The organism is Pseudomonas syringae, from assembly GCF_001698815.1.
Classification (GTDB): Bacteria; Pseudomonadota; Gammaproteobacteria; order Pseudomonadales; family Pseudomonadaceae; genus Aquipseudomonas; species Aquipseudomonas syringae_A.
On the sequence record NZ_LGSI01000074.1, the window covers coordinates 95255 to 111805 of the forward strand.

Genomic DNA, 16551 nt, shown 5'->3' on the forward strand with positions numbered 1-16551 from the left:
TAAGATGCAGCCGATTTTTAGTCACAGGTGACCGTTATGAGTTTCAATCTGGCCAACCGGCCTCTGCCTGAGCGTGCTGCACTCGAAGATGAAAAATCCCGTCTGTTCGATTTGTGGCAAAGCAACCTGGGCAAGGCCAAAGGCGACGCCGCTCGTCTGTTCGGCGAACGTTCCAAACGCAAGGGCAAATGGTCTGAGTGGGTGCGTTCGGAGCTGGACACCATGAGCCCGCCGGAATACGCCAACATGGTCCGCAGTGAAGTGAATCGCCTGGTGGCCACCAGCAAATAAGTCCGAACTTCCGCGTTGTCTCGCGGATTACCAGCTGCCGTCTTCCGCGTGCGGCAGGTTGAGCGTGCCGCTGTCACTGAAGCGCATGGTGCCAAATACGCCGCCAGCCAGTTTGCCCCGCAGCGTATACGGCAGGTTATCCAGGCTCTGGGTTTGCGTCAGGCCAACTGCCTGGCGCAATGCGGCGAAGGCGGAAACGCTGACCGGAACCACCAGCACGGCTTCGGAGAAACGCCCGATGGTGCCTTGCTGATCGCTGACTCCCGATGCCAGCAGCTTGCCGTTGACGTCCAGGTCCAGCGCGACGCCGTTGTACTCGATAGCCGTTTCGTTGGGGTTCTGCAGGCGCAGCTTGACCGCCATGCGGACTTCAAGGCCTTGACCAGGCAAAGGCTCGATGCCCACCACGTTGATATTGAGCGGGTCACGATTGGGAAACAGCGCGCATGCCGAGACACCCAGCAGTAAAAGACTGACCAGCAAGGTACGAAAGGGACGTAAGGGCATCCAGATGGCTCCAAGGGTGACAAGCAGGCGACGTTGCGTTACTCCGTCAGACCGCAATTGACCATAGAGATTCGTTTTCCGCAGACATGGGCCGTATGCTGCGCAGATCGTAGCTTGGCGATCCCTGGATGGATAACCTCAAAACTGCTCATGCATCCCCGTCTGTCGCGGTTGAAAAAGACAGTATTGCCATTGAGTTGGTGCGCGAGGCATTGCTGGAATGCGGCCTGAGCGCCCAGGCTCGGTCGCGCTTACTGGACACTGTCGGTATCGCTGCGGATCTGTTGACCCGCGCAGGTTCACGAGTCCCGGCTACAGCCTATGCAGCGTTATGGCGAGCACTGGCGCAGGCCTGTGACGATGAGTTTTTCGGCATGGACGCCAGACGTCTACGCCAGGGCAGCCTGGAATTTCTGTGTCGTTCGTCCATGGCCCAGCTCACCGTCGCCGCCGGGCTTGAGTCGGGCTTGAGTTTTCTGTCCCTGATGCTGGAGCGGTTCGGCGCCCGTTTGATCCGCCAGCACAGCGTGGCAGAAATCGTCCTTGATGAAGGCGAAACCGCGCCGGGCAGGGCATTCAGCTACTTCACCTACTGGATGATCGTGCACGGCGTGGCCTGCTGGCTCAGCGGGCGGCGTATTCCTATCCTCGCCATCGAATTGCGCTGTACGGCGCCAGCCTTCATCGACGACTACAAGGTGATGTTCGGTGAGAACCTGCGTTTCGAGCGGCCTTGTTCGCGAATGATCTTTGCCGCCGATTGCCTGGATTTGCCAATCAAGCGCTCGGCCGCTGAGTTGCGGCGTTTCCTCGCCGGGGCGCCAGCCAACATCCTGGTCAAGTATCGCGACCCGCAGAGTGTGTCTATCCGGATTCGTCATGACTTGCACGAGCTGCCCGCCGAGCAATGGCCGGACACTGAAGCGCTGGCAAGGCACTTGGGCATGTCCGCATCGACCCTGCGTCGTCGTCTCGCTGACGAAGGCCACAGTTATCAAGGTCTTAAGGACAGCGTACGCAAAGAGCTGGCCATTCACTGGCTCGCCGAAGAGACGTTGAGCTTTGCCTCCATCGCCACGCGCTTGGGGTTTGCCGACACCAGTTCCTTCTACAAGGCCTTCCGCAAATGGACCGGGTCCAATCCCGGTCACTACCGCAGCGTGATGCTTGGCTGCGAAGCCGTAGTCGCTATTGACCAAACCAGTCATCCAGACTGAATGCTTTGACCATTGCCTGCGCCTGCTGACGGCGCGACTATTTCGGTTATTCCAAGAATAAAATCGAGATAGCGAGGTTTCATGGACATTCAAGACAAGGCATTCATCGTCAGCGGCGGCGCATCCGGACTGGGCGCGGCGACCGCGCAGATGCTGATCGAGGCGGGCGCGCGGGTGATGCTGGTGGACCTCAATGCCGAGGCGCTGGCTGTGCAACGTGACAAACTCGGCGCGCGCGCCCACGCAGTGGTGGCCGATGTCAGCCGGGAAGATTCGGTCCAGGCAGCCATGGCTGCGGCGGTGGCGGCGTTCGGTGAGTTACACGGGCTGGTCAACTGCGCGGGAATTGTCGGTGCGCAAAAAATCCTCGGCAAGGAAGGCGTGCATGACCTGGAGAGCTTTCGTCGCGTCATCGACGTCAACCTGATCGGCAGCTTCAATCTGCTGCGCCTGGCTTCGGCGGTCATTGCCGAAAGCACGGCGAACGAGGGCGGCGAGCGCGGCGTGATCATCAATACCGCATCGGTGGCGGCCTATGACGGACAGATCGGTCAGGCCGCCTACGCGGCGTCCAAGGGCGCAATCGTCAGCATGACTCTGCCGGCAGCCCGGGAACTGGCACGCTTCGGCATTCGGGTCATGACGATTGCCCCCGGCATTTTCGAAACGCCGATGATGGCCGGCATGACCGCGCAAGTGCGCGATTCCCTCGCTGCGGGCGTGCCATTCCCGCCACGGCTGGGCAAGCCGGACGAATATGCAGCGCTGGTGCGGCACATCATCGAAAACCCCATGCTCAACGGCGAGGTCATCCGCCTGGATGGCGCGCTGCGCATGGCCGCCAAATGAGCAATCAGACTCAGGAGTTTGATCATGTCTATGAATAATCCCGCAACTCGTGATGATCCGGTGGTGATCGTCAGTGCGGTTCGTACGCCGATGGGCGGCTTTCAAGGTGATCTGCGCAGCATGACGGCCCCGCAACTGGGTGCTGTGGCCATTCGTGCGGTCGTCGAACGCGCCGGGCTGGCGTCGGCCGATGTCCAGCAGGTGCTGTTCGGTTGTGTGCTGTCTGCCGGGATCGGTCAAGCACCTGCGCGACAAGCCGCGTTGGGCGCCGGGCTGCCGACTTCGACCCTGTGCACCACCTTGAACAAAATGTGCGGCTCCGGCATGCAGGCCGCGATTCTTGGCCATGACATGCTGTTGGCCGGCAGCGCCGAGGTCATCGTTGCCGGCGGCATGGAAAGCATGTCCAACGCGCCGTATTTGCTGGATCGCGCCCGCAGCGGTTATCGCATGGGGCATGGTCAGGTGATCGATCACATGTTCTACGACGGACTGGAAGATGCTTATGAGCGCGGTCGGCTGATGGGCACTTTTGCTGAAGACTGCGCCGAGGCCAACGGCATCAGCCGTGAAGCCCAGGACTCCTTCGCCATTGCCTCGTTGACTCGTGCCCAGGCGGCTGCCGATAACGGTTATTTCAACGCGGAAATCGTCCCCCTGCACGTGACGGCAGGCAAGGAGCAACGGGAAATCACCCAGGACGAACAGCCGCCCAAAGCGCGTCCGGACAAGATTCCGACCCTTAAACCCGCGTTCCGCCCAGGTGGCAGCGTGACCGCGGCCAACTCCAGCTCGATCTCCGATGGCGCAGCGGCATTGCTGTTGATGCGCCGCTCCGAGGCGCAACGTCGTGGCTTGCAGCCTTTGGCCGTGATCCATGGCCACGCGGCGTTTGCCGACGAGCCGGGGCTGTTCACCACCGCGCCGATTGGCGCCATCAAGGCATTGCTCAGCCGTACTGGATGGTCTTTGAGTGACGTCGACCTTTTTGAGATCAACGAAGCCTTTGCGGTGGTCACGCTGGTCGCCATGAGCCAGCTGGAGTTGCCTCATGAGAAGGTCAACGTGCATGGCGGCGCTTGCGCGCTGGGCCACCCCATTGGCGCGTCCGGTGCCCGCATCCTGGTCACTCTGATCAACGCCCTGAAGCAAAAGGGCTTGAAGCGGGGCGTAGCGGCGATTTGCATCGGTGGCGGCGAGGCGACGGCCATGGCGATAGATGTTATATAAAGTCATATAAATCATAAGCTTGCGTGATGTATTTGAAGTTATTTATGTAATTTGCCTAATTTTAATAAAATGGATATATATCAATGGCTTATGAAACTATCTTATTAGAGTCTCGAGGCAGGGTCGGTTTGATCACCCTGAACCGGCCGAACGCGCTGAACGCCCTCAATGCGCAGCTGATCAGTGAATTGAACCACGCGCTGGATGCGCTCGACAGTGACCGCAACATCGGCTGCATTGTGCTTACCGGCTCCGCCAAAGCATTTGCCGCAGGGGCTGACATCAAGGAAATGGCCGATCTGGTCTATCCGCAAATTTACCTCGACGACTTGTTCGCGCAAAGCGACCGGGTCGCGAACCGGCGCACGCCGATGATTGCTGCAGTGGCGGGCTTTGCCCTGGGCGGCGGCTGCGAGCTGGCATTGATGTGCGATTTCATTCTGGCCGCAGATAACGCGCGCTTCGGTCAGCCGGAAATCAAACTGGGCGTATTGCCAGGCATGGGCGGCACCCAGCGCCTGACCCGTGCGGTGGGTAAGGCCAAGGCCATGGAAATGTGTCTGACCGGACGCCTGATTGATGCCGAGGAGGCCGAGCGTGCCGGGCTGGTGGCGCGCATCGTGCCCGCTGAGCAGTTATTGGACGAGGCCCTCAAGGTGGCGAGTTCCATCGCCGAAAAATCCTTGCCGATGGCGATGATGGTCAAGGAAAGCGTCAATCGGGCCTTTGAAGTGAGCCTCGCCGAAGGCATCCGTTTCGAGCGTCGGGTGTTCCACGCGGCATTCGCAACGGAAGATCAGAAGGAAGGCATGGCGGCGTTTATCGAGAAGCGTGAGCCCCGTTTCAACGGACGTTAGGGAAGATGGGTACCCGTCAGTCCTGTTCCATGAACGCGCGTAGCCTTTGCTCGCTCCAGTTCTGCGCGAAGTAGTCCTGCAGCGTGATGCAGCGGTCGGGATGCACCAGGCAAAGGTGCTTCGGGCTTCTGCAGTAGCGAGCAGAAAGCTCGCGCATCTGGGCGCAGGTCAGCCCGAGATAGCCTCGCTCGTCGGTTCTGCCTTCATAGAGAAAATGCCGGGGTTCGAGTCGCGGCAAGTGCGCCAGCCCTGGGATCGACATGAACACGATGTACCAGATTCGGTTTGCCAGTGGCGCGCCTTGCAGGCCGGGATGTTCGGTCAAACGCAAATCGTCTTCCCAGCGCAGCGTGTTTGGCGATCGGGCGGGCGCGACTTCGGGTAAAAGGCAAGGTTGCAGGGTGACTGTGCGCGGGCCAGTGATCGTGATTCCTGCGCTACTCAGCTCGAACGTCGCCTTCGCCGTGCTCAGCCGCAGGTCTTCCCGCGCTTCGAACAAAAGATCGTCCATGGAATTCAGATGAATGTTGGCGGGAGCTTTTTCCAGATGTATCCCGTTCAACAGGATTGCTGTTTCCGGACTTTCGGCCACCCGAGCTGCAGTTCTGTGTGCCAGGACGCCGCAGATGACCGGCTTGTCTGGATCGCTGTCGAAATGCCGCACTAGCAACCGGTCACCAGCGGCCAGCTCACTGACTGACACCTCGGCGAGATCGGGGAGGTCTGCCAGAGCCCAGCAGGTGTGGTCCTCCGGTGAGGACGGCGCAATCTGCCAGTCGTAACGTACCGGAGCTCGCCACGCATTACCGGATCTGCCGAACTCGGCCGCATCAGCCATCAGCGTTACCTGCTGACCACCGCGTACGCCGGGTTTACGGTGGGTGCAGGAAGGACGAAATGTCATTGCCCAAGGCAGCACGCAAAAGCCGGTGCGATAGCCATGCTCGAACGTCTCAAGCTCAGGCAGCCTCGACAGTTGAACGATCCACGGCGCCTGTTGCTCGTGCGCAGCAGTAACGGCCGCGCCCAGAATTCCTGCCATGTCGTGAGGGTCGCAGCCCTCCAGAACCTGCGGCTGCTTGCCCCAATGGCGGACCTTGACCAGCAGCCATTGATCGTTGAACAACGTGACGGGGTGACCCAGAACCTGAATGATCTGGCCACTGGTCAGTGCGCAATGGCTGCTCCATCCACGGATATGACGTCGCTCGCAACGCAGGCGCTCCAGCGTACGAGCGCTTGTCTGTCGATGGTGGGCTTCCTCGTCTCCGGGTCTTGACGTGTCAGTTCCCGTGTCGAAAGGCTGATTGGTTGCACCTTGCGCATCTGATTGCGCAGTGGTCAGCGATCTGGCGTCGCTGCTCCTGCAGCGGTGCCATACCGGATCATGGGTGTCAGTCCCGGCGTGCATGGTCAGGCGTTCGCTCAGGTAACCGATGGCCGGCTGGTTGTCGGTGCTTTCATCGCGCTGCAAGCGTATCGCGCTCTGCCGCTCCGGGAAGCTGGCCGGGTCGTCGGCAAATATAAGCTGGTGCCCGGTCGGGCTGTGCTCAAACCGAAAATGAATGCCTTCCTCTTCGCAGAGCCTTTGCAGCAGGTGCAAGTCGGTTTCGTCGTACTGCACACACCAGTCGCGTGGCGGATACACGCCAACTGGTTGCTCGAAACGGTAGCTATCCTGGTTCAGGCCATGGTTTTCCAGCAATTGGATGATCAACTGCGGCACGCTTAGACCTGTGAATACGCGGCGCTGACGGGCTTGCTCCAGATTGAGCAGACTTGGCGCCAGGCTAATTCGATACAGGCTCAGGCATGTTCCGGCATAGAGTTGCCTGGCGCCGTCGACCAGGCCATGAACCCCTGCGTGCTCGACACCAAAGGCCAGCCAGGCGGCGGTGCCTGTAAGACTGTCCATATCCAGATGCGGGTTGCTGCTGATCAGATCAACGTCAAAGCGATATGGCTCGTTCAGGGCGTCGTGGCCGGTGAAGCTGAGGACGCGCAGGTCCATCGGGCTGCCGGTGAGGTTCAGCGTTATCGGCATTTGCTTGTCTTCGAACATCCACAGCGCTCCCAGCTTGAAATTCAGGGTGCAGAGGGTACGAAATGCCAAGGTCAATGGGCATCGCTTAGGCTTTTTTCGGAAAGGGACTACAAGCTAAAGGGTAATATCGGTGATTGGCTTCAAGGTGTTTCCGCGGCATTAGCAGCTTGGCTACGATCAATGGCGCGACAGCAGGGGTTTCATCTGGCGCCATCGCGTATAAAATGCGCCGGGCGTCGTTCATCAGTCACGACGCATTTCATTCGGTTAGCCAATTTTTCAGCGTTTTGCCCCAGCCATCGTCGGTGTTTTGTAGCGATAGTGGCTGTGATGGGCAGGGCGCAATCGGATCAAGAGAGCAAGCATGGGCGCACAGTGGAAGGTCAAGCATAAAGAAGCAGCATCCAATGCCAAGGGTCGTATTTTTGGCAAGCTGTCCAAGGAAATCATGATTGCTGCACGCGCCGGCGCTGATCCGGACATGAACCCGCGTCTGCGTCTGGTGGTCGAGCAGGCGAAAAAAGCCTCGATGCCCCGCGAAACCCTGGAGCGCGCAATCAAGAAAGGCGCCGGTCTGCTCGGCGAGAACGTCACGTTCGAACGCCTGACCTACGAAGGTTTCGCGCCTCACCGCGTCCCGGTGATCGTCGAATGCCTGACCGACAACATCAATCGCACCGTCTCGGAAATTCGCGTGCTGTTCCGCAAGGGCCAGCTTGGCGCCGCGGGTTCGGTTTCCTGGGATTTCAACTATCAGGGCATGATTGAAGCCGTCCCTGCCAGCCCGGATGCCGATGCTGACGAAGCCGCCATCGAAGCGGGCGCGCAGGATTGCGAGCCGGGTGAAGAGGGGGCGACGCTGTTTCTCACCGAACCGACCGACATGGACGCTGTGTGCAAAAAGCTGCCTGAGTTCGGGTTTACCGTGCAGTCCGCGCAGTTGGGCTACCGCCCGAAAAGCACCGTGGACGGCCTGACCGATGAGCAAATGGCCGAAGTCGAAGCCTTCCTTGAAGCCATCGACAACAATGACGATGTGCAGAACGTTTATGTAGGGTTGGCGGGGTAAGCAGCGGTAAACAGAGAGCCTGTTGGAGCGAGCGGGCGGCGTTCCGACTTGCCCGCGAATCGGTATTCCAGTCGACATATCTATTGCCTGAACTGATGCCTTCGCGGGCAAGCCTCGCTCCAACGAGTTTGTATTTACACCTGCAACAGCCGCTCAACCTCGCCCAGCATTGGCCTTGCGCCAATCTCCGGTTGCACACACCGAGCCTGCACCTGACGCAACGCCGTCATCTGCGACCCCTCGGCGTCACAGCGCTCCAGCAACTCCCCCAGTAAAATCCCGAACGCCCGTGTTTCAATGCGCTCCAGCGCCTCTCCCAAGGCAGCTGTCGGATGAAACGACGCTGCGCCGAAATCCCCCAGCAGGCAGGTGCCGTCGGGTTCCCACAGAATGTTGTGTCCGTACAGATCGCCGTGAGTCATGCCGCACGCGTGCAAGTGGGCGGTAACTGACGCGATGCCTTGGGCGATACGCACAACCACTGGCAAGGACAGGCGCAGATCTGCTGGATAGATGTCTCGCGTGCAGGATTCCAGGCTCGGTGGTCCTGCCAGATTGGCAAAGCTCGGCGCAATCAGTTGCATCACCAGACCTGCCTGAGCCTGAGGATGGTCAAGGATCTGGCCTTCGATGCCGATCAGGTTGGGATGATTGCCGGCAGCAATACACGCCGCCATTTCATTGAGCGGCGAGCCATCGGAAGTCACGCTGCCTTTATAAAGTTTGAGTGCGACGGCCTTGTCAGGCTGTTCCGGGCTTTGCCAGCGCGCCTGCTGGATGATGCCGGAGGCGCCTTCGCCCAACTGCTGTTGAACATGCAGCTCCCGCCAGGGAATCTGCCGCACAGCGGCTTGTTCGTGTTCGGTACATAGCGGATTGCCAGCGTAAGCCAGCCAGGCCAGTGAAGGCAGTTCCAGCAGCCATGCGGGCAACTCCGTAAGCTGATTGGCGGCAATACGGATCAGCTCCAGTCGTTCGCAGCGGGCCAGGCTGGCGGGCAGCGACTGCAACTGATTGCCGGCGAGCATCAGCTTTTGCAGTGCCGGACAATCGCCCAGCGCGTCGGGCAGATGCTGAATCCGGTTGTCGGTCAGGATCAGCCAGCGCAACTGCGGCGGCAGCGCCTGAGCCGGGACATGCTGGATCTGGTTGGCCTTGAAACCGACGATCTGCAGTTCGCGGCACTGGCCGATGCAGTCAGGCAGCTCGGTGAACAGGTTGTCCGAGCCGAACAACACGCGCAGGCGCTTCAGGCGATGCAGGTCATCAGGCAAGTGCTGCAAGGCATTGCCGCTGAGATTGAGGACTTCCAGCGAGTCGGCCAGCGCGAAGATTTCCTTCGGGAACTCGGTCAGGCCGCAGGACAGATCCAGTCGTTTGATGCCGGCCAGTTTGCCAGCGCGCAGCTCTTCGAGGCTGTGCATGGATCAGCCACGTTCCACTTGAGCGTTGGCGTCTGCCAGGCAGCCGTCTACCCATTGATGAACGCGGGTGAGGGATGGCGCGGATTCGGCGTACAGAATCCGGTAGACCGTCGGCGCCACCACGCGATCGATCAGGTCCTCGGCGCTGGGCGAGGTTTCACCACGGGCCATCGCGCGATCAATGATGATCTGAAGCTGGTCGCGGGTAATCGCCATGCATTTGCCGGAACAGCTGGCGCCGTTGCTGGCTACGACGTCGCGCATCATTTCCCGGCCGGGAGCGGAATCCATGTCATCCAGGTACATCTCGGTCCAGGTCAGCAAATCATCGCGCAGATTGCCGCAATCGATGGGCGGGTCCGGGCGCAGGCGTTCCACCGCAGCATCGGCCAGCAGCGTGGTCAGGTCGCCCCAGCGACGGTAGATGGTCGATGGGGTAACGCCAGCGCGCGTCGCAATGAGAGGCACGCTTAGGTCGCCGCGCTCATGTTCGCGTAGCAGATCGCGCACTGCGCCGTGAATCGACTCTTGCACCCGGGCGCTGCGGCCGCCGGTGCGTATTCCTTCTTTAATAGCCATGTGGCAGACCTTAACACAAAGTATTTGCTTTAAGCGGCGACAGCTAGCACACTCGGAAACGCTAAATATTAGCTTTAATGATTTGCTTGAGTGGAGAGTGTACCCATGTCCCTTCCTTTCCAGAAACCGGATATGCACGAACGGGGTCGCAATCACCTGGGCTTTCTGGCGTTTACCACGCTGTGCTTTTTCGCCGCCTCCAGCGCGCCGACACCGCTGTACCACCTGTACCAGCAGGCCTGGGGCTTCTCGGCTGCGATGTTGACGCTGATCTTCGCGGTTTATGCGCTGACGCTGTTGGTTGCTTTGCTGATTGTCGGTTCGTTGTCGGACTATCTGGGCCGGCGGCCGGTCATTTTCAGCGCCTTGCTGCTGGAAATCATCTCGATGCTGTTGTTCATCATAGCCACGGATGTGATCTGGCTGGTCCTTGCGCGCATGCTTCAAGGCCTGGCCACCGGCATGGCGGCCAGCGCTCTGGGCGCAGCATTGCTGGACAGCGATCAAAAACAGGGTCCGTTGGTCAACAGTATCGCGCCAATGTTCGGTATGGCCATCGGCGCGTTGGGCACAGGCTTGCTGGTAGAGCTGGCGCCTCTGCCGCTGCTGTTGGCGTATTACCTGTTGCTGGCCGCGTTTGTGTCGCAGGCCATCTATCTGTGGCGCATGCCGGAGACAGTCAGCCGCCAGCCGGGGGTGTGGAAGTCCCTCAAGCCTTCGCTGCATGTCCCGCTCCAGGCGAGGAGTACTTTATGGCTGGTGTTGCCGGTGGATATCGCCGCCTGGTCGCTGGGCGGTTTCTACCTGTCATTGACTCCTTCGCTGTTGGCGGCGGCGACGGGTTCGACCTCGGCAATCAACGGCGGGTTAGCTGTGGCATCTCTGACCTTGAGCGGCGCACTGGCGATCCTCAACCTGCGTTTGCGACCGCCGACCCTTGGCTTATGGATCGGCGCAAGCTTCCTGACGCTGGGCGTCGCCGTGATCCTGTCGGCAGTGAATGCGGGTTGGCTGTGGCTGTTTTTTGTCGGGACGGTGATAGCCGGCATAGGTTTCGGCTCAAGTTTTCTCGCCGCCTTACGCTTGCTGCTGCCGCTGGCACACGCCCACGAGAGGGCGGGTTTGATGTCGGCGTTCTACGTGCTCAGCTATCTGGCGTTCTGTGTGCCGGCCCTTGTCGCAGGGTTTTCAGCGCACACCTTCGGCTTGATCGCCACCACCAACGTCTATGGTGCGGTGGTGATTGCGCTGGCGCTGACGGCATTACTGAGCTTGCTGGTGCAGCGCAGCAATGGTCGCCGGTTGGCTGCTTGAGCGGTTTGTTGCTGAATCACCGCGTCATTCCGTAGGACCGGCTTTAGCCGGGAGAGCGTTCTCCCGGCTAAAGCCGGTCCTACAAATTCTCAACCACCCATCAAATCGCTTCAGGCAAAGCCTTCCGGGCACGCTGGGTCGCTTCGTCTTTGGCGGCGCCAACCACCGCATAGTTGTAACTGCCGCTCGACCAGTAGTCAGCCTGCAGATCGCCATCCAGGCGGCTGCCACGCGGTAGCAGATGATGCTGCGCACCGGGCGGACGGATGTAGAAACTCAGGGTGCGGCCTTCGCGATCCTTGTACACGACCATGGCTGCCGCGCCTTGTTCGGTGCTGGTCATGCGCCCGCTGACCGGTCGGAAACCGGCTGCTTCCATATTCGGCAGACGCTCGGCGCGGGCAAAGTTGCGGTCCAGCCAGCCTTGGGCGTCGTTGGGTTTTTCGGCGCTCCAGTCGCTGGCCATGTCGTCGTTGACCGCGAACATCCGGTACGCCTGCACCGCATCGGCCATGGGCAGGGTCGCATTGCTCAGGGTCATTTCCCTGGCATGCCAGCCGCTCAGGCCGCCGCCACTCACCGCCACCAGCAACACCGCTGCCGTGGCGAAATGCCGATAGCGGTTGCGGCGCAGGCGATGGCGAATGAAGGTCGGGTCCAGTTCGGGATTTGCCTGGCGTTGCAACTGGCCGCTCAAGGCCGCGCGCAACTGTTGCGCATCTTCCTGCCATTGCTTGACCTGCAAGGCGACGTCGGGATGCGCGGCGAGCCAGGTTTCCAGTGTCGCCCGGTCGGCATCGCTGAGCTGATGGTCGACGTAAGCATTCAATACGTGTTCGCTGGGGGGCAAGGTAATCATTTCAATATCCGCAGGGCAGGGGACAGGATTTCGCCATCACTGATTTGGCGCAGCGCCTGACGCGCGCGCGACAGGCGGGACATGACGGTGCCAACAGGTACGTCGAGAATTTCGGCGACTTCCTTGTAACTCAAGCCTTCCACCGAGATCCAGAGCAGCAACGCGCGCTGTTCGGTGCTCAGACGGTCGAATGCACTCAGGGTGGACTGCGCCACCACGGTGCGCTCGACGCTGGGCTGATAATGATCGTCGCCACCCCCGGTGAACAGCTCCAGCATCCGGCTATAGCGCCGGGAGCGACGATGGGCGTCGAGAAACTGCCGGTACAGGATGGAAAACAGCCAGGCGCGCAAATCGCCCTCCGGTCGCTTGTTACCCCAGGCCGACAAGGCTTTTTCCAGGCTAGCCTGCACCAGGTCGTCGGCAGTGCTGGGGTTGCGGGTCAGCGACAACGCGAACCGGCGCATGCGCGGGATCAACTCCCGTAACTGTTCATCAAGCTCGTTCATGGGCGGCGGGTTTCCGGTCTGCAACTATGATCAGGTAAGCGTGTGATCAGAGAGACGACGCTCCACAGCGTTTATTCCTCCATTTATACAATTAATTTCGGAGCAGGGAATAAACCCTGACAGGGTGCGTCTTACCGTCCACTTACCTACAGGCCATCGGCCCAGGAGATCCCCCATGGTCGAGCGCTTCCCGCCGCCTGAACAGCAAAAAACGCCCTTGAGCCTTGGCAGCACCCTGCTGCGCCTGGCTGGCATTGGCGTTATCGTTTTGGCGGCCGCCACCGCGCTGGCTTATGTCGGCGGCTATCTGGATCCGCAGCGTCTGACCCCGGCACGTCTGGTCGATGGGCTGGAGCACAACAACGGCGTGCATCCCGGATTCAGGCGCAACCACCCCAAGGGCGTGTGTGTCGCAGGTTACTTTGAAAGCAATGGCAGTGCCGCGCAGTATTCCAGCGCACAGGTGTTTTCCGCGACGCGCACTCCGGTCGAAGGTCGATTTGCCCTGCCGACGGGCAATCCCTACTCGCCGGACAGCGCCGCGCCGTTGCGCAGTATGGCGCTGCGCTTCACCCAGGCCAACGGCCAGCAATGGCGTACCGGCATGAATGCCATGCCGGTTTTCCCGGTCGGCACGCCGCAAGCTTTTTATGAGCTGATGCAAGCGCAGGCGCCTGACCCGGCAACCGGCAAACCTGATCCCGCCAAGCCTGCCGCGTTTTTTGCCAAACACCCGGAAGCCGCGCCGTTCCTTGCTTGGGTCAAGACGGCCAAGCCGTCCGCCAGTTACGCCACCGAAACGTACAACAGCGTCAATGCGTTCTATCTGGTCAGCGCCGATGGCAAGCGCCAGGCTGTGCGCTGGAATATGGTGCCGGTCAGTCAGGATGCAGCGGCCGGTCCTGCGCCGGACGCCAAGGACTATCTGGAGCCGGACCTAGCCGACCGACTCGCCCGTGGGCCGCTGCGCTGGAACCTGATGATTACCTTGGCTGAACCGAGCGACCCGATTGACGACGCCAGCAAGCAATGGCCTGCCGAACGTCGCGCCACCAATGCCGGGACGCTGGTCATCGACAGCACGCAACCGCAAGCGGATGGCGATTGTCGTGACATCAATTTTGATCCGTTGATCCTGCCTGCCGGTATCGCGGGTTCTGGCGACCCGTTGCTGGCGGCCCGCTCGGCGGCGTATGCATCTTCTTATCAGCGGCGTACTGGCGAAGTTGATCAATTGCCCAAAGCGGCGCCCGTTGCGGAGAAAAAATCATGAGCGCACCCACCCGACATTTCGCCCCGTTGGCGCGACTGCTGCATTGGTTGATGGCGCTGATGATCATCGCCATGCTGTTTATCGGCGCTGGCATGGTGGCTTCGGTTTCGCAACGCCACGAGTGGCTGCTCAACCTTCACAAACCGCTGGGGATCGCGATTCTGGTGTTGGTCATCCTGCGCCTGATCGTGCGTTTCTCTACGCAAACGCCGCCGCTGCCCGCCGACTTGCCGACGTGGCAGGCGTTGTCGGCCAAGCTGTCGCATTATCTGCTGTATGCACTGATGCTGGCGATGCCATTGATTGGCTGGTCGATGATTTCTGCCGCCGGAGATCCGGTGATGTTGGGCCGCTCGTTGCGACTGCCGTCAATCGTGGCGGCCAACCCGCATACCTTTGCGTTTCTGCGCCAGGCGCATACGTACCTGGCGTATCTGCTGTTTCTGACCATTGTGTTGCATGTCGCCGCCGCGCTGTTTCACGGCTGGATCCGCCGGGACGAGGTGTTGGGCAGTATGTTGCGGGGCAGGGGCTAAGTTGCACCGTTGGAGCGTGGCTTGCCCGCGAAGAACGATTACGCGGTGGATCAGGGCCACCGAGGCGCCTGATTCGCGGGCAAGTCGGAACGCCGCCCGCTCGCTCCAACNGTTGGAGCGTGGCTTGCCCGCGAAGAACGATTACGCGGTGGATCAGGGCCACCGAGGCGCCTGATTCGCGGGCAAGTCGGAACGCCGCCCGCTCGCTCCAACGATTGTGGTCTAGCGCAACACGGAGACCATTTCCGCGAGTGTGGTCAATACATCCTTGGCCAGCTGTTTCGAGCGTTTGCCGGACCAGCCGGTTATCAGGTCGGGGGCGTCGTCGTTGTCCTTGAAAGGCATTTCCAGAGTCAGTGACAGGCACTTGAAGCGCTCGCCGACGCTGTTGCAGGCCAGGTTCATGTTTGCCTGGCCCGGTTGCGAGCGTGGATAGCCATAACGCGTCTGGAAATCCCGGGTGATTTCGCTCAAGCGGCGGCGGAAGTGTTCTTCCAGCTCGGCCTGCTTGGGGGTGTAGCCGGGATTGCCTTCACAGGCAGCGGTGAAAACGTAAGGGATTTCTTCATCGCCATGTACGTCAAGGAACATGTCCACGCCATACTTTTCCATCTGCTGCTTGACGAAGAACACTTCGGGGCTGGTGTCTTCGGTGGAATTCTGCCAGCAGCGATTGAGATCCTTGCCGTCGGGATTCATGTGCGGCACCAGATACAAATCGGCGGCATCCAGCAGTTGCGTCAGTTGCGGATCATGCTGCTCCACAAGGCGCTCGATCAAGCCTTCCATGAACCATTCGGCCATGTGTTCGCCAGGATGCTGTTGGGCGATGATCCAGATCTTGCGCTTGCCCGCTGCGCCGTCGCCTTTGCGCAACAGTGGAATGTCCCGGCCTTCGACGCTTTTGCCGGTGGCCAGCAGTTCAGTACCGGCGTTTTCCAGCGCGTGCTTGACCAGCCAGTCATGGCGCTCACGGCTGTAAGGTTCGAAGTAGGCGAAATACACCTCGGAGTGGGTCGGCGTGAGGGTGAAATTCAGCGCCTTGCCGTCGAACGTCGAGGGCACGCGGAACCAGTCCTGGTGGTCGTAGGACGCAACGGCGTTGTAGCCGGTCCACGCTCGGTTATAACTCGATTGGCTGGCATTGTTGAGGCTGAAATGGTGCGGCTCGCCGACGTGCAGGCCTTCAGCCTTGAAGTGGAACCACTGGAAATGCGGGCTTTTGATGTCTGGGCGCATTGCCAGCTGAATGTGTGCAGGGCTGCTCGCGTCTATTACTTCGATATTGCCGCTGTCGAAGTCCGCGCTGATGCTGAGAGTGGTCACGGTGGGTTCCTGTACGTCAGTGCCAAATGTGACAGCTACTTTACACGGAACACTGCGGGCCACGGCGACGTTAACTTCAGTCAATCGGCCATGGGTGACTCAGGAGAAAGCCTCGGCGGTGACCAGCAGCCCGCCCACGAATGCCGAGAGCAACCACCATCCCAGGTAGGCGCGGCGCTTGCGACGATGCCAGCCGCCGGCACCCATGGCAGTAGCCGGAGCCAGTAACTGACGCCACAGTCGCTCGGTCGCCTCGAAGGCGCACAGGTGATCCAGATCCGCATCGAGCCAGTGACGAAATTCAATGCGCTGACTGGCGGTCGCTTGCGGGCTTTGCAAATGCACATACCAGCGGCTGGCCGCTTCGTTGACGCTGTCGGCAACCGGCGCGATGGATGCCGCCACATGCGGGCGGCTCTGTTGCAGGGCGCGCACCATGGCGCGCTCGACGGCGTCCACGTCCGTATCCAGAAAGCTGGCAATGTTCGCGTAGGGCAGGTTGTCCAGCCGACTCATGAGAAAGATCTGTTGCGTGCGGCGCGACAATTTTTGCAGGCCGATGCGCAGCTCTTGCGCCTGGTGGCTGAGCGGTGCGTCCGGCTGGTGAGCCGGAAGGGCGGTAAAAGACGAGAGCTGGGTACTCATGATCGATCGCCTCGCTGGGGAG

The 16551-nt window shown here is 60.5% G+C and carries 17 protein-coding genes; 9 read left to right on the plus strand and 8 right to left on the minus strand.

What is annotated here, in order from left to right; all coding sequences use genetic code 11:
- Window positions 1-36 precede the first annotated feature (36 nt).
- A complete protein-coding gene (locus AFK24_RS28695; RefSeq protein ID WP_065836465.1) occupies window positions 37-291 on the plus strand; it encodes a hypothetical protein in 255 nt (84 codons plus the stop codon).
- 27 nt (window positions 292-318) lie between these two features.
- Here the strand turns inward: AFK24_RS28695 and AFK24_RS28700 are convergent, their stop codons facing one another.
- A complete protein-coding gene (locus tag AFK24_RS28700) occupies window positions 319-798 on the minus strand; it encodes an LEA type 2 family protein (RefSeq protein WP_065836466.1) in 480 nt (159 codons plus the stop codon).
- A gap of 128 nt (window positions 799-926) precedes the next feature.
- Here AFK24_RS28700 and AFK24_RS28705 point away from each other — a divergent pair, with 128 nt between their 5' ends.
- The 4 genes from AFK24_RS28705 (at window position 927) to AFK24_RS28720 (ending at window position 4951) form a co-directional block, all read left to right on the plus strand.
- On the plus strand, window positions 927-2015 hold the full coding sequence (locus AFK24_RS28705) for an AraC family transcriptional regulator (protein WP_065836467.1): 1089 nt from the start codon (window positions 927-929) through the stop codon (window positions 2013-2015).
- Window positions 2016-2096: 81 nt separating this feature from the next.
- Window positions 2097-2864 carry a 3-hydroxyacyl-CoA dehydrogenase gene (locus AFK24_RS28710; RefSeq protein WP_065836468.1) on the plus strand — a complete coding sequence of 256 codons (768 nt, stop codon included), beginning with the start codon at window positions 2097-2099 and terminating at the stop codon, window positions 2862-2864.
- Between the two features lie 24 nt (window positions 2865-2888).
- Window positions 2889-4094: an acetyl-CoA C-acyltransferase gene (locus tag AFK24_RS28715; RefSeq protein WP_065836469.1), complete on the plus strand. Its 1206-nt coding sequence runs from the start codon at window positions 2889-2891 to the stop codon at window positions 4092-4094.
- Between the two features lie 83 nt (window positions 4095-4177).
- Window positions 4178-4951, plus strand: coding sequence for an enoyl-CoA hydratase (locus tag AFK24_RS28720; protein WP_065836470.1), 774 nt, complete (start codon window positions 4178-4180; stop codon window positions 4949-4951).
- Window positions 4952-4967: 16 nt separating this feature from the next.
- Here the strand turns inward: AFK24_RS28720 and AFK24_RS28725 are convergent, their stop codons facing one another.
- Window positions 4968-7064, minus strand: coding sequence for a type VI secretion system Vgr family protein (locus tag AFK24_RS28725; RefSeq protein WP_139110591.1), 2097 nt, complete (start codon window positions 7062-7064; stop codon window positions 4968-4970).
- A gap of 295 nt (window positions 7065-7359) precedes the next feature.
- Here AFK24_RS28725 and AFK24_RS28730 point away from each other — a divergent pair, with 295 nt between their 5' ends.
- On the plus strand, window positions 7360-8064 hold the full coding sequence (locus AFK24_RS28730; RefSeq protein WP_065836471.1) for a YebC/PmpR family DNA-binding transcriptional regulator: 705 nt from the start codon (window positions 7360-7362) through the stop codon (window positions 8062-8064).
- 134 nt (window positions 8065-8198) lie between these two features.
- On the opposite strand, the gene AFK24_RS28735 is transcribed toward AFK24_RS28730, so the two are convergent.
- Both AFK24_RS28735 and AFK24_RS28740 read right to left on the minus strand, forming a co-directional pair.
- Window positions 8199-9488 (minus strand): leucine-rich repeat-containing protein kinase family protein, encoded by a 1290-nt coding sequence (locus AFK24_RS28735; protein ID WP_065836472.1) that lies wholly within the window; start codon window positions 9486-9488, stop codon window positions 8199-8201.
- A 3-nt stretch (window positions 9489-9491) separates the two neighbouring features.
- Window positions 9492-10067: a TetR/AcrR family transcriptional regulator gene (locus AFK24_RS28740; RefSeq protein WP_065836473.1), complete on the minus strand. Its 576-nt coding sequence runs from the start codon at window positions 10065-10067 to the stop codon at window positions 9492-9494.
- A gap of 105 nt (window positions 10068-10172) precedes the next feature.
- On the opposite strand from AFK24_RS28740, the gene AFK24_RS28745 reads away from it, so the two are divergent.
- Window positions 10173-11381: an MFS transporter gene (locus tag AFK24_RS28745; protein WP_065836474.1), complete on the plus strand. Its 1209-nt coding sequence runs from the start codon at window positions 10173-10175 to the stop codon at window positions 11379-11381.
- A 100-nt stretch (window positions 11382-11481) separates the two neighbouring features.
- Here the strand turns inward: AFK24_RS28745 and AFK24_RS28750 are convergent, their stop codons facing one another.
- Window positions 11482-12240, minus strand: a complete 759-nt coding sequence (locus AFK24_RS28750; protein WP_065836475.1) for an anti-sigma factor family protein — start codon at window positions 12238-12240, stop codon at window positions 11482-11484.
- A complete protein-coding gene (locus tag AFK24_RS28755) occupies window positions 12237-12749 on the minus strand; it encodes an RNA polymerase sigma factor (protein ID WP_065836476.1) in 513 nt (170 codons plus the stop codon). Before AFK24_RS28755 ends, AFK24_RS28750 begins: the two co-directional genes overlap by 4 nt.
- A 175-nt stretch (window positions 12750-12924) precedes the next feature.
- Here AFK24_RS28755 and AFK24_RS28760 point away from each other — a divergent pair, with 175 nt between their 5' ends.
- Together AFK24_RS28760 and AFK24_RS28765 are read left to right on the plus strand one after the other, a co-directional pair.
- Window positions 12925-14022, plus strand: a complete 1098-nt coding sequence (locus tag AFK24_RS28760; protein WP_065836477.1) for a catalase family peroxidase — start codon at window positions 12925-12927, stop codon at window positions 14020-14022.
- Complete coding sequence (locus tag AFK24_RS28765) at window positions 14019-14558, plus strand: cytochrome b (protein ID WP_065836478.1); 540 nt, start codon at window positions 14019-14021, stop codon at window positions 14556-14558. Before AFK24_RS28760 ends, AFK24_RS28765 begins: the two co-directional genes overlap by 4 nt.
- Window positions 14559-14780: 222 nt before the next feature.
- Here the strand turns inward: AFK24_RS28765 and AFK24_RS28770 are convergent, their stop codons facing one another.
- Together AFK24_RS28770 and AFK24_RS28775 are read right to left on the minus strand one after the other, a co-directional pair.
- Entirely contained in the window at window positions 14781-15884 is a 1104-nt protein-coding gene (locus AFK24_RS28770; RefSeq protein WP_065836479.1) for a M14 family metallopeptidase, read from the minus strand.
- 99 nt (window positions 15885-15983) lie between these two features.
- Entirely contained in the window at window positions 15984-16529 is a 546-nt protein-coding gene (locus AFK24_RS28775; protein ID WP_065836480.1) for a sigma factor-like helix-turn-helix DNA-binding protein, read from the minus strand.
- Window positions 16530-16551: the final 22 nt, after the last annotated feature.

What these genes read in the sequence shown, in the direction of transcription:
- AFK24_RS28695 (WP_065836465.1), top strand. Translation starts at nt 37, where the DNA reads ATGAGTTTCAATCTGGCCAACCGGCCTCTGCCTGAGCGTGCTGCACTC.
- AFK24_RS28700 (WP_065836466.1), bottom strand. Translation starts at nt 798, where the DNA reads ATGCCCTTACGTCCCTTTCGTACCTTGCTGGTCAGTCTTTTACTGCTG.
- AFK24_RS28705 (WP_065836467.1), top strand. Translation starts at nt 927, where the DNA reads ATGGATAACCTCAAAACTGCTCATGCATCCCCGTCTGTCGCGGTTGAA.
- AFK24_RS28710 (WP_065836468.1), top strand. Translation starts at nt 2,097, where the DNA reads ATGGACATTCAAGACAAGGCATTCATCGTCAGCGGCGGCGCATCCGGA.
- AFK24_RS28715 (WP_065836469.1), top strand. Translation starts at nt 2,889, where the DNA reads ATGTCTATGAATAATCCCGCAACTCGTGATGATCCGGTGGTGATCGTC.
- AFK24_RS28720 (WP_065836470.1), top strand. Translation starts at nt 4,178, where the DNA reads ATGGCTTATGAAACTATCTTATTAGAGTCTCGAGGCAGGGTCGGTTTG.
- AFK24_RS28730 (WP_065836471.1), top strand. Translation starts at nt 7,360, where the DNA reads ATGGGCGCACAGTGGAAGGTCAAGCATAAAGAAGCAGCATCCAATGCC.
- AFK24_RS28735 (WP_065836472.1), bottom strand. Translation starts at nt 9,488, where the DNA reads ATGCACAGCCTCGAAGAGCTGCGCGCTGGCAAACTGGCCGGCATCAAA.
- AFK24_RS28740 (WP_065836473.1), bottom strand. Translation starts at nt 10,067, where the DNA reads ATGGCTATTAAAGAAGGAATACGCACCGGCGGCCGCAGCGCCCGGGTG.
- AFK24_RS28745 (WP_065836474.1), top strand. Translation starts at nt 10,173, where the DNA reads ATGTCCCTTCCTTTCCAGAAACCGGATATGCACGAACGGGGTCGCAAT.
- AFK24_RS28750 (WP_065836475.1), bottom strand. Translation starts at nt 12,240, where the DNA reads ATGATTACCTTGCCCCCCAGCGAACACGTATTGAATGCTTACGTCGAC.
- AFK24_RS28755 (WP_065836476.1), bottom strand. Translation starts at nt 12,749, where the DNA reads ATGAACGAGCTTGATGAACAGTTACGGGAGTTGATCCCGCGCATGCGC.
- AFK24_RS28760 (WP_065836477.1), top strand. Translation starts at nt 12,925, where the DNA reads ATGGTCGAGCGCTTCCCGCCGCCTGAACAGCAAAAAACGCCCTTGAGC.
- AFK24_RS28765 (WP_065836478.1), top strand. Translation starts at nt 14,019, where the DNA reads ATGAGCGCACCCACCCGACATTTCGCCCCGTTGGCGCGACTGCTGCAT.
- AFK24_RS28775 (WP_065836480.1), bottom strand. Translation starts at nt 16,529, where the DNA reads ATGAGTACCCAGCTCTCGTCTTTTACCGCCCTTCCGGCTCACCAGCCG.